Annotated in this window: 6 protein-coding genes; 5 read left to right on the forward strand and 1 reads right to left on the reverse strand. The window is 59.9% G+C overall.

Annotated elements, in window-relative coordinates:
• The first annotated feature begins 99 nt into the window (after positions 1-99).
• The 3 genes from ABRA89_RS05680 to ABRA89_RS05690 all read left to right on the forward strand — a co-directional run bounded on the left by ABRA89_RS05680 (position 100) and on the right by ABRA89_RS05690 (position 5426).
• Positions 100-807: a YitT family protein gene (locus ABRA89_RS05680; RefSeq protein WP_349940481.1), complete on the forward strand. Its 708-nt coding sequence runs from the start codon at positions 100-102 to the stop codon at positions 805-807.
• A 336-nt stretch (positions 808-1143) separates the two neighbouring features.
• Positions 1144-3045 (forward strand): TadE/TadG family type IV pilus assembly protein, encoded by a 1902-nt coding sequence (locus tag ABRA89_RS05685; RefSeq protein WP_349940482.1) that lies wholly within the window; start codon positions 1144-1146, stop codon positions 3043-3045.
• A gap of 590 nt (positions 3046-3635) precedes the next feature.
• Positions 3636-5426, forward strand: a complete 1791-nt coding sequence (locus tag ABRA89_RS05690) for a methyl-accepting chemotaxis protein (protein WP_349940610.1) — start codon at positions 3636-3638, stop codon at positions 5424-5426.
• Between the two features lie 218 nt (positions 5427-5644).
• Here ABRA89_RS05690 and ABRA89_RS05695 read toward each other — a convergent pair whose 3' ends face one another.
• Complete coding sequence (locus ABRA89_RS05695) at positions 5645-7387, reverse strand: mechanosensitive ion channel family protein (protein ID WP_349940483.1); 1743 nt, start codon at positions 7385-7387, stop codon at positions 5645-5647.
• Positions 7388-7576: 189 nt separating this feature from the next.
• On the opposite strand from ABRA89_RS05695, the gene ABRA89_RS05700 reads away from it, so the two are divergent.
• Entirely contained in the window at positions 7577-10069 is a 2493-nt protein-coding gene (locus ABRA89_RS05700) for a ligase-associated DNA damage response DEXH box helicase (protein WP_349940611.1), read from the forward strand.
• Between the two features lie 364 nt (positions 10070-10433).
• Complete coding sequence (locus ABRA89_RS05705) at positions 10434-11945, forward strand: hypothetical protein (protein WP_349940484.1); 1512 nt, start codon at positions 10434-10436, stop codon at positions 11943-11945.
• Positions 11946-12073 lie beyond the last annotated feature (128 nt).

The raw sequence follows: 12073 nt of genomic DNA on the forward strand, positions 1-12073 counted from the left end.
GGCGCGCCTGCCCGCAGCCAAAGGGGCCTTTCGCCGCTGGCATTAAGCCGCGACCGCGCTTAATCATGGCTATCGCAGTGCAGCACGAGATTCGCCTCGATGACCGACGACGCCGCCCCCCGGACCCATCACCATCCCGATCCGAAGACGGCCGAGGGCTTTTCCGAGGCGGTCCAACCCATCCGCTGGCGCTTCGGCGACTGGCACGCGACGCCCACCCATCACACGCCGCTGGAGGATGCCCAGGCGATCCTCACCGGCGTCGTCCTCGCCACCCTCGGCATCGCGATCCTCGCCCATCTCGGCCTTCTGACGAGCGGCGTCGCGGGTCTCGCTCTCATCGCTTCTTACGCGACAGGCCTCAATGTCGGCCTCGCCTTCTTCCTCATCAATCTGCCCTTCTACATCCTCGCCGCGATGCGCATGGGCAAAGCCTTCACCATCAAGACCTTCATCGCCATCGCGCTCCTCTCCGCCGCGACGGCCGTGCAGCCGGACTATTTCACCTTCGGCGAGATCAACCGGGCCGTTGGCGCGGTCACCGCCGGCCTCCTGATCGGCTTTGCCCTCCTCGCCCTCTTCCGCCACCGCGCCAGCCTCGGCGGCGCGGGCATTCTGGCAATCTTCCTGCAAGACAAGCTCGGCTGGCGCGCCGGCCTCACCCAGCTCGGCATCGACCTCGTCATCCTCGGCCTCGCCTTCACCGTGGTCGACGGCGTTTCGGTCCTCTACTCCATCCTCGGCGCTCTCTGCCTCAACGGCTTCCTCGCCATCAACCACCGCACGGACCGGTATCTGGCCAAGTAAGCACGCGGTCCCTATCACCGGATGGAAAATGATCACCGCTTTGCACCGTCACCGGCGTTCAAGTCAAAGCCAGCGCAAGACGACCGCTCGGTAGCTGCCAGCATGATAATTCACATTATTAACTGCGTTTCACCTCTATTGGGCTCGATATCGCGACCCATTTTTCTTCAAAAAATTTTTTATGCTTCGTCTTCAAGGTTTGAGAAGGCATTTTGGACATAAAGGACGAAACAACGGAGCATCTCGATGTTGCGAAACGTCCCCCACGCCCTCTCGGCCATTCCTCGTAGCGGTCTCGTTTCGTCGTTTCGGTCGAACCGATCGGGGAACTTCGGCATGATCACTGCACTGATCCTGCCGACCATTCTCGTCATGGTCGGAGCGGTGATCGATCTCTCCGGCATCCACATGGCCAAGCGAAAGATGCAGGCCTCGCTCGATCAGGCGGCAATAACGGCGGCCCGCAACGCCACGACGCTCGACGAGAACGCGATGAAGACCGTCGCCGACGCGTCCTTCTTCGCCAACATGGGTATCGAACGCCGGGATGATACGCAGCTCTTCTACCAGGGCACCGAACAGAGCGACGGCAACCGGCTTGTAAAGCTTGCCGCGACCCAGGACTACAAAACCATCTTCGGCTCCGCGCTCAACAATTTCACGAACGGCAAGCTCGATTGGGCAACTTTCAGGATCGACACGTCGAGCGAAGTCGCATTCGATGTCCGCTCCCTGGAACTTGCGCTCGTCCTCGATAACTCGGGCTCCATGGGCTGGGCGGAGGGTACCGACTTCGTGACGGCAGCGCCTGGTCTTTCGAAGCTCGATACGCTCAAGGATGCAGCGACGAGCCTCGCTGAGGACCTGATGGCCGTGAACGACCGCGGCATGACGACAACGTCCGTCAGGTTCGGCATCGTTCCCTTTTCATCCATGGTCAATGTCGGCAAATCGCATCAGAATGCATCCTGGATCGACCGATATGGCGAGTCCTCGATCCACCACGAAAATCTCGATTGGAAGCGCTGGAAGAACTACGACGGCAGCCAGCTCGCCGAAAGGAAGAACAACCGCTGGGTCCGCAAATCCGATGGCCAGATCCTGACCCGGCAGTGGATCTACGACAACGCGAAGGTCGTCTCCGGCTCCGAGACATGCTCCGGCTACTGGCCGAACTACACGTGTAAGCCCAAGCCGACGAGCACCTATACGAGCGGCACGAGGCGTTTTGCCAACGGATGGAAGGGCTGTGTGGAGTCCCGGCCCGGCAACCTCGCGATCTCCGATGCCGCACCCAACACATCCAGTCCCGACACCCTGTTCGTCCCAAGCTTCGCGCCCGACGAGCGCAACTGGGACCCGTCCCTGCACAACGACTATGTGGACAGCATGTTCAACGGCGCCTACCGCGAACCCGATGGCGTCGGTTCGAGCGAATGGGCGACTTCGGGCGGCGAAAGCACGGCGATCACCTATACGCGCGACACGATCCGGCGCGGCGGCCAGGCCGACGTCAACAAATATCTGATGAGCACACGCGCAAGCCGCCTCGACGGGGCCGATGACGGCCCCAACAAGGGTTGCGGCACACAGCCCGTTACGGCGCTCACCAAGGACCTCGCCAGCATCAAGACGAAGATCGGCGAGCTGACCGCCGTCGGCGCGACGAACATCGTCGAGGGCCTCGCATGGGGATGGCGGCTCCTCTCGCCCGGAGCTCCTTTCACCGAGGGCGCTCCCTACTCGGACGATTCCACCATGAAGGCCATCATCCTGATGACCGACGGCGCCAACACCTACAATCCGTCCTATGTCAGCAACGGCGCGGCGGTCGACATCGACAACGAGAACGACTCGACCTACGGGACGTTCGGATACGCCACGCTTCAGAACGGCTCGAACGGCGAGAAGAACGGACGTCTTCTCAACGTTGCGGGCACCTACGGAAAGAGCGGACAAAACCTGGTGTCGGCGATGGACACCGCGACGGCGACCCTCTGCAACAGCGTCAAGAACGAAAACCGCAAGCCCGACGGAACCGACGGCATTCTCCTCGTCACGATCGCCTTCGATGTCGACGACGGCTCTCCGGTAAAGAACCTCTTGAAGAACTGCGCCTCCAACGGCCTCACCGACCCGACCCAGAAGCTCTACTTCGACGCCAAGAACAAGACGGACCTTCTCGCCGCCTTCACCAAGATCACCGAAGAAGTCTCCTCGCTGCGGATCGCCAGATAGGCGAGAAGCCGCTCGGGCCTCACGCGGGTCAGGCACGCTTGAAGTGCTGCGACCTCGTCATCCGGGAACTCGCCTTCGTCGTGGTCGACTGGGTCTCGTCCGCTACTCCATCCTCGGCGCCCTTTGCCTCAACGGCTTTTTGGCCACCGATCACCGTACGGTCCGGCATCTGGCGAAACAGTGGTGCTTTGCACCAGCAAGCCGGGCGTACTCTCTTCCCCGAAATTGGCGACCACCAACGCTTATTCAGAGCGAAGATATCGGTGATTGAACATGAAAACGGCGGGCGCGGCAGCATAAAGCCTAAAAACCAGGAGGTGCGGACGCGCCCGAAACACCTCAGCTTCAGCCGGACAAGTCAAGCAGCGGAACAGATTGTTAAGATAGGTCGCCTACTGAAAATCATAACACCTGTTCCAATCGAGGACGCACCATTGTCCCTTACCATCTCGCAGAAACTGCTAGTTCTGATCGCCATATCCATACTTATGACGATTGCCGCGTTCACGCTGAATCTCGCTTCCGCTCACAGTCGGATGTGGGACGATCGCAGACAGCTTCTTCAATCGCAAATCGATGCAGCGAAATCGATGGTTGCAGAAATCGCGGCCGAAGCTGACCGCGGAGACATAACCGAGGCCGAAGCTAAACAACGTGCCGTAAATGCCGTACGTTCTATTCGCTACGGCGACGGCGACTACATCTTCGTCATGGACTTCGATGGCATCTCGGTAGTTCATCCAAATCCGGAACTCGAAGGCGACGCGATGTGGGATTCGACGGATGCCAACGGATTTCACAACATACGTAGCTTTGTCAAACATGCAAAGGCCGGCGGCGGCTTCACAGACTATGTCTGGCCAAGGCTCGGCGCCTCGGAATCTTCGCCCAAGCTAGCTTATTCCGATGCCTTTGCACCATGGGAATGGTCGCTCTCAACCGGCGTTTATGTCGATGATATCCAAGATCAGTTCATGGCTGAGGTCTATTGGTCCGCGTTTCTCGCCCTGATCATCCTGGGAACTCTGATCGCTTGTGCCTGGCCTTTGGCTCGTAGCATCGTAAAGCCAATGAACGAAATGACGACGACAATGCGTCGTCTTGCCAAAGGAGAAAACGCGATCGCGGTGCCTGGTCTCGACCGGAAAGACGAGATTGGCCAGATGGCCTCCGCAGTTCAAACGCTCAAACAGGCCTCGATTGAGCGGGATCAGCTGTCGCGCGATGCCGATGAAGCTCGCGTCACACAGGAGCAGGCCAAGGAGCGCCAGGCTGAAATTGAGCTTGCACGGGCCGAAGATCTCAAGAACTTCATCAGGCTGGTCGAGGGCGGCTTCGATCGCCTGTCGGACGGTGACCTGACCGTCCGCATGGAAACCTCCGTCTCGCCGGAATTCGAGCCGATCCGAGCCAAGTTCAATTCGAGCGTCGCTCAGCTTGAGGAGGCGATAGGCACCGTCGTGACCTCGATCACGGCGATCCGCACCGGTCTGTCCGAAATCACCACCGCGGCCAATGATCTGTCCGAGCGCACGGAGCAGCAGGCGGCGAGCCTCGAGGAAACCGTCGCGGCGCTCAGCGATGTCTCCGGCGGGGTCAACGAAACGGCCAACAGTGCCGGTCAGGCTCAGCAGACCGCCAATGGCGCGCGGACCAAGGCAGAGCATGGTGGTGCGATCGTCGCTCGGGCTGTCGATGCCATGAACCGCATCGAAGGGTCGTCCCAGCAGATCAACCAGATCATCGGCGTCATCGACGAGATCGCCTTCCAGACGAACCTCCTCGCCCTCAATGCTGGCGTCGAGGCGGCGCGAGCCGGAGAGGCGGGCAAGGGCTTCGCTGTCGTCGCTCAGGAAGTTCGCGGTCTCGCCCAGCGCTCGGCGGAAGCCGCCAAGGAGATCAAGACACTCATCGCCGCATCGCGCGAACAGGTGGCGCAGGGTGTGGACCTCGTCACCCAGTCAGGAACCTCCCTCACCGAGATCGTCGGCGAGGTGACTGCGATGACAGATCTGGTCGCTCAGATCGCTTCTTCCGCCCGCGAGCAGGCCACGAGCCTCAAGGAAGTCTCGGGTGCTGCCGATCATATGGACAAGGTGACCCAGCAGAATGCGGCGATGGTCGAAGAGACCTCCGCAGCTGCCCGGACGCTGTCCAGCGAGACGGACGGTCTGGTTCAGGCGGTCGAGCGCTTCCAGACGACGGGCCAGAGCAGGTCGTCGATGCGCAACCTTCCGATCAGGCAGCTCACCGAGCGCGTCGAGAAGGAATTCCACAAGCCCTCGAAGTCCGCTGCTCCATCCAGCCGTGCGGTCCCGCAGATGAAGACGGTCGGACAGGGCGGGGCCGCGTTGAAGGACGACGACTGGGCCGAATTCTGATGACGGCCTGAATTCTGATTTCTATCCGAACCTGCGCCCGCCTTCTGACCGGAGGCGGGCGCAACGCGTCCTGATACTGCAGTAGACGGTTTGACCACCTGACGCTTTGCGGACAGTCACGTTTCTGATGTCTGAATTGCCCTATTGCTCAGACACGCAGCCGACGTGGAAGGAGTAAGCAAAAACTTGCTCAGAACATGCCTGGTGAACGCGCTTTCTCAAGCGTTCTCCGCCTTCGCCTGATCGAACTCCCCGACCAGCACCTCGCGCTCCCGAGGGAAATACGCGGCCTGCCCCGCAGGCTCCTTGCCGACCTTGTCTTCCAGCTTCGCGGCATAGGACAGAACCCGTTCGCGCATGCGGCATTGCATGTCCCAGCCCTTGGCGGGGTCCGGTGCGGGGGCGAGGAAGCGGACGAGCATGCCGGTGTGATCGTGGCCGACCACCTGCACCTTCGCCTCCGACTTGTCGGTGATATACTCCTCGGCCTGGACGAATTCGTCGAACACTTCGCGCAGGGCGTCCACATCGGCCCGGTGATCGAGCCGCAATTCCACCAGCTTCACGATCTTCGGGTCCTGCTTCGACCAGTTCTCGAAGGTGTTGGAGACAAGCTCCGACACCGGGATGATCAGCCGGCGATGGTCCCAGGAGCGGACCTGCACATGGGTGAATTTGATCTTCTCCACATAGCACCAGTTGTCCTGCCAGTAGATCGCATCGCCGATGCGGGCGGTCTTGGCGATCGCGATCTGGAGGCTCGCCATGATGTCGGACAGGACCGTGCGCGCCGCGAAGGCGAGGATCAGGCCGATCGCGCCGGCCGAGGCCAGCAGCGAAAAGCCGAGCGTATCGGCCGCATTCGTCTGGATCAGGATCAGCGCCGCACCCACCACGATCGCAAGCACGATCGCAATCCGCCGCACCGCCGAGATATTGGTGTAGAGATCGCGCGTATCGGCATCCTGATTGGCGGTGATGTCGTCCATATTGTCCGCGATGAGCCGTTCCAGCACCGCATCGACGATCCGCACCGCAATCAGAGCCAGCGCGACGACCAGCAGCAATATCTGCAACGGGCCGACGAAGCGGCTCACCGGCCCGGAAAAGGTGAACAGGAACTCCTTCACCAGAAAGAAGATGCCGACAAAGGCGAACAGCGCCACCGGGATCTGCACCGAATCCAGGATCTCGCTCACCATCGGATGCGGCTTCCTCCGCCGCGCCCGGCCAACCGCGCGATAGGTCCAGGCCGCGATGATGAAGGCGGCGAGGCATACCAGCGGGATTGCCACCACCTCCCACCATTTCAGCGTCCAGAACGCGTTCTGCCTAAGCATTTCCGGCATCGCCATCTCCACCTCGGAAGGCCCGTAGACCTCGTAGAGCTGGTTGATGTTCACCACCGTCTCATCGGAAAACACCCAGACCGGATCGCCATTCGGCGTCTTCACCCTCTCGATGCGGATCGAGGCCGGGCGGTTCGGCAGGTCCAGTGTCGTGACCCGGATCGAGCGGCGCGGCTCGCCGGCCATCGGGTTCTCGGTCGTCGTATTGGCGTCCAGCGCATCGGGCCGGTCGGAGAACGTCCCCCAGTCCAGCACGTAGCCGCGCTGCAGGATGTCGAACAGCCGCTCGGTGAGGAGCTGCGCGACATCGGCGCGGATTTCGGGCGAGACCTCGTTGAAGTTGAGCGTGTGCATCGCCCGCTCCCAGTCCTCGGCCTCGCCGGCGAACCAGAACGTCTCCATCATGCCGCGCGGCGTATCGCGATCGACGAAGCGCGGCATCTCCGGCATTCCGGCGTTCAGGCTCTCCACCTCGAACCACCGGGTCTCCGGGCTCGACGAGCCGGATGATTCCGACGAACCCGAAGACCCCGAGTCGGACGATTGCGCATGGGCACTCAGTGCCGCGAAGACGAGGCAAAGACACGCAGCGAGAACGGTGATCGGCCGCATTACATCTCCCAAGAGGCAAGCTAGACTGCCGAGAACGCGCCCGGCCCGGCTCGCACCGGAACCAGGCGACGCGACGAAATCCCTATGGTGACACACATTGTCCCCTGGGCGCCCCTGTCCACTTCCGTTCGCCGACGAAGGAAAGCATCGAGCCCAGCCTTGAACGACCACTCCGCCCCGATCCTCGACATGGCAGCCGAAGTCCCGGCCACCCTCCCCGAGCCGTTCCTCAAATGGTTCGCGGCGAACGGCTGGGCCCCGCGTCCGCACCAGCTCGATCTTCTGTCGCGGGCTCAGGCCGGCCGCTCCGTCCTCCTTATCGCGCCCACCGGCGCCGGCAAGACGCTCGCGGGTTTCCTGCCCTCCCTCACCGATCTCGCGACGAAACCGCGCCCCAAGCCCGGCACCCGGCCGCGCGGCGTCCATACGCTCTACATCTCGCCGCTCAAGGCGCTCGCCACCGATATCCGCCGCAATCTCGAACGCCCCGTCGCCGAGATGGGCCTGCCCGTCACGCTCGAGACCCGCACCGGCGACACCTCCCAGGTGCGCCGCCAGCGCCAGAAGCTGAAGCCGCCCGACATCATGCTGACGACGCCCGAGCAGCTCTCGCTTCTCATCGCCCAAAAGGGCGCGCGGGACTTCTTCGCCGACCTCAAATACGTCGTCTTCGACGAGCTCCACGCCCTCGTCACCTCCAAGCGCGGCCATCTCCTCGCCCTCGGCCTCTCGCGTCTCCGCACCCTCGCGCCGAACCTTCAGACCGTCGGCCTCTCCGCCACCGTCTCGGAGCCCGCCGAGCTCTGCCGCTGGCTCGTCCCTCAGTCGCCCGAGGCCGACAACAGGGCCGATCTCATCCAGGTCACCGGCGGCGCGAAGCCCGAGATCACCATCCTCAAGTCAGAGCAGCGCGTGCCCTGGCAGGGCCACACCTGCCTCTATGCCATGGGCGAGATCTACGAGACGATCAAAGCCCACCGCACCACGCTCCTCTTCGTCAACACGCGCTTTCAGGCCGAGCTTCTCTTTTCCGAGCTCTGGAAGATCAACGACGAGACCCTGCCCATCGCGCTCCACCACGGCTCGCTCGACGTGCAGCAGCGCCGGCGCGTGGAAGCCGCCATGGCAGCCAACCAGCTGCGCGCCGTCGTCGCCACCTCCACCCTCGATCTCGGCATCGACTGGGGCGACGTCGATCTCGTCGTCCATGTGGGCGCGCCGAAGGGCGCCTCGCGGCTCGCCCAGCGCATCGGCCGCTCGAACCACCGCATGGACGAGCCATCCCGCGCCATCCTCGTCCCCTCCAACCGGTTCGAGGTGATGGAGTGTCAGGCCGCCCTCAACGCCAACTATCTCGGCGACCAGGACACCCCGCCCCTTCGCGACGGCGCGCTCGATGTCCTCGCCCAGCACGTCCTCGGCATGGCCGTCGCCGAGCCCTTCCACGCCGATGTTCTCTACGACGAGATCACCAGCGCCGCCCCCTATGCCGCCCTCACCTGGGAGACGTTCGAGCAGATCGTCGATTTCGTCGCCACCGGCGGCTATGCCCTGCGCGTCTACGAGCGTTACGCCAGGATCCGCCGCACCGAGGACGGCACCTTCCGCATCACCCATCCGTCGATCGCCCAGGCCTACCGCATGAACGCCGGCACCATCATCGAGGCCCAGACCCTCGATGTCCGCGTCGTCCGCAAGAAGACGAAGACCTCCATCCAGCGCGGCGGCTTCATCCTCGGCAAGATCGAGGAGGCCTTTCTCGAAACCCTCGAACAGGGCGACACCTTCCTCTTCGGCGGCGAGGTCCTGCGCTTCGAGGGCATCTTCGAGACCAGCTGCCTCGTCACCCGCGCGCCGGGGGCCGAGCCGAAAGTGCCCTATTGGGGCGGTTCGAAATTCCCCCTCACCACCTATCTCGCGGCCGAAGTCCGCGCCATGCTCGCCGATCCGAAGCGCTGGTCGGAGCTCCCCGAACAGGTCGGCGACTGGCTCGGCCTCCAGGCGGAAAAATCCCTCATCCCCGGCCCGAACGATCTCCTGGTCGAGACCTTTCCGCGCGGCAATCAGTTCTATCTCGTCCTCTATCCCTTCGAGGGCCGCCTCGCCCACCAGACCCTCGGCATGCTCCTCACCCGCCGGCTGGAGCGCGCCCGCGCCAAGCCGCTGGGCTTCGTCGCCACCGACTACGCCATCTCCGTCTGGTGCAAGGCCGACCTCACCGCCATGATCGCGGACGGCCGCCTCTCCCTCGACGATCTCTTCGACGAGGACATGCTGGGCGACGATCTGGAAGCCTGGATGGGCGATTCATGGCTCCTGAAACGCACCTTCCTCCAGTGCGCCGTCATCTCCCAGCTCGTCCAGCGCAACCAGCCGGGCACGGAAAAGACCGGCCGTCAGGTCACCGTCTCCACCGATCTCGTCTACGACGTCCTACGCGCCCACGAGCCGGACCATATCCTTCTGAAAGCCACCTGGGCCGACGCCGCCACCGGCCTTCTCGATGTCGCCCGCGTGTCGGACCTTCTCGCCCGCATCAAGCAGCACATCGTCCACAAGCCGCTGGAGCGCATCTCACCGCTCGCCGTCCCGGTCATGCTGGAAATCGGCCGCGAGCAAGTCGAGGGCGAAGCGCGGGACGACGTATTCGAGGACGCGATGGTGGCGGAGGCGCTGAGTTGAGGCGTTCGTACTTACCTAAAGTACGAATTTTTCAAAAAACCTCTTGTAAAGAAGCTGCTATATCACCATCTCTACCGCGCAGGAGCATTCCTGAACGTGTGAAGTACCTCTAAATGTTATCTTCACTCGGATCGCCGGTTGCGCGGCGAGTCGCATGTTTAAACTGTCAACGGGACAGAGGGTTAAGGTTGCGATCTCCATCAGGTGTATTCCTGCTCTAGTTATGGCACTCTTATCTATCTGCTCGACGATACGCGAGAGCAATCTCATCGCGGCATCTGCACAGACAATATAGCATGCATCGTTTGATAAGGACTAAGTGGTCTTTGACCATGCATATTGGCGGGGGTGGCGAAGACAAGCAATGCCTGTTGTAGTAGCCACTCCCACTCAAACGGAAACTGAATGGCGTCCCAGAGAGAAAGACGTCAAAACTTACCTGCATTTTGATCGCCGGATAAATGCAAAGAAACTGGCAGAAATTGCCAATAATCCTATCTTAGTCGAGAAGAATTCTTTCTTTCCACTACTTTTATATAAAGAAAACTGGGTTCGGTTTCGCGCAAGTGGCCGCGGCAAAAGGAAATGTCGACCTATTCGATATGCAGCTCGAAAAGACGCTGCAATTTACGCTCGTTACCGTCAAATCCTTTCATCCAGGTATGAAGATTCAATTGCCGAATATGGCATTTCCGATTCAGTAATTGCTTATCGCAGGATACCAAAAGATAATATATCTGGCAACAAATCAAATATTGATTTTGCAAAAGATGCCTTCGACTACGTAAAGCGAACTGGTTCTTGCGTCGTTACAGTTGCGGACATCAGCAGTTATTTTGAAAATCTGGATCACGCGAAAATTCGTGAGATTTGGGAAAAGCTTCTCGATGGACCGTTACCGAAGGATCATGAGGCGGTTTTCAAATCTATTACGAACTACTGCACGGCATCACTTCGCTCTGTGCAAGATCGCATTGAAATCTTTGGATTCCCAAACAAGGAAGGAAACAGATCGGAGCGTCGTCGTAGACGGATTGACGTCATGCGAAATGATGCAGCGCTTCAATTATGTACACCGCATGATTTTAGGCGCTTGGTATGCGGCGCAGACCCTGAGCATCCGAGCCTGCTTCAGAAAAACAATCGTGACTTCGGCATACCTCAAGGCACGCCGATATCTGACCTAATAGCTAATTTTTATTTGCTATATTTTGATATTGCGGTCTCTAATTGGGCGAGAGCACGGAACGGCATTTATTTCCGCTACAGTGATGACATTCTAATTGCAATACCAGCCAGCAAATTGCCCAACTCCCTCGCAGCAATGGAATATATACAAGAAGAAATTGCAAAACATGGCAACCATTTGAAAATCAAATCCGAAAAGGTAGCTGTTTGCGATTTTCGTGTCGAACCAGAGGGAATTTCATTTCAACGAGCTGCCGGCAAGTCTTGTGCGAATGGATTGGAGTATTTGGGCTTTCGTTTTGACGGCCGGTCAGTACACATTAAGGATGCCACTCTTGCCAACGCATGGAGAAAGCTGAAAAGACGCTCATACGGTCGCGCGAAGCGCTTCGTAAAGCAATTCCGATTAAAAGGTGATGCTTGGATTGTAGAGAATTACCCGATCGAAAAAGTGGAAACAGAACTCCTCCAAGAGGTTAGCTATTCTCAAGATATTGGATATGAGCGCTGGACTTTTTTAAAATACATTTCGCGATCTCGCGAAGTATTTTCTGAGTACCAAAGCACTTTTTCTACACAAACTAGTCGTTACAGAAAGTTGACGCGGCATATCGCCACGAAACATTTAAATAAGGCCGTTAGTAAGTATGGCAAAACGGCGATGCTCAAAAAAGGTAAGCAACCTTAATAAAACGAAGTGTGGTTGCGTCTTAGCGGGTTAAACCTTGAGGATGGCAAGAGTGGGTATGCGATCTCTCCTCTTCTCGGAACATGCCGGACCTCCGCGAACCCCTCTCTTGTCTTTTCAGCAACTTA

Origin of the sequence: Fulvimarina thalattae (assembly GCF_040239565.1) — a bacterium.
Classification (GTDB): Bacteria; Pseudomonadota; Alphaproteobacteria; order Rhizobiales; family Rhizobiaceae; genus Fulvimarina.

What these genes read in the sequence shown, in the direction of transcription:
- ABRA89_RS05680 (WP_349940481.1), top strand. Translation starts at nt 100, where the DNA reads ATGACCGACGACGCCGCCCCCCGGACCCATCACCATCCCGATCCGAAG.
- ABRA89_RS05685 (WP_349940482.1), top strand. Translation starts at nt 1,144, where the DNA reads ATGATCACTGCACTGATCCTGCCGACCATTCTCGTCATGGTCGGAGCG.
- ABRA89_RS05690 (WP_349940610.1), top strand. Translation starts at nt 3,636, where the DNA reads ATGGTTGCAGAAATCGCGGCCGAAGCTGACCGCGGAGACATAACCGAG.
- ABRA89_RS05695 (WP_349940483.1), bottom strand. Translation starts at nt 7,387, where the DNA reads ATGCGGCCGATCACCGTTCTCGCTGCGTGTCTTTGCCTCGTCTTCGCG.
- ABRA89_RS05700 (WP_349940611.1), top strand. Translation starts at nt 7,577, where the DNA reads ATGGCAGCCGAAGTCCCGGCCACCCTCCCCGAGCCGTTCCTCAAATGG.
- ABRA89_RS05705 (WP_349940484.1), top strand. Translation starts at nt 10,434, where the DNA reads ATGCCTGTTGTAGTAGCCACTCCCACTCAAACGGAAACTGAATGGCGT.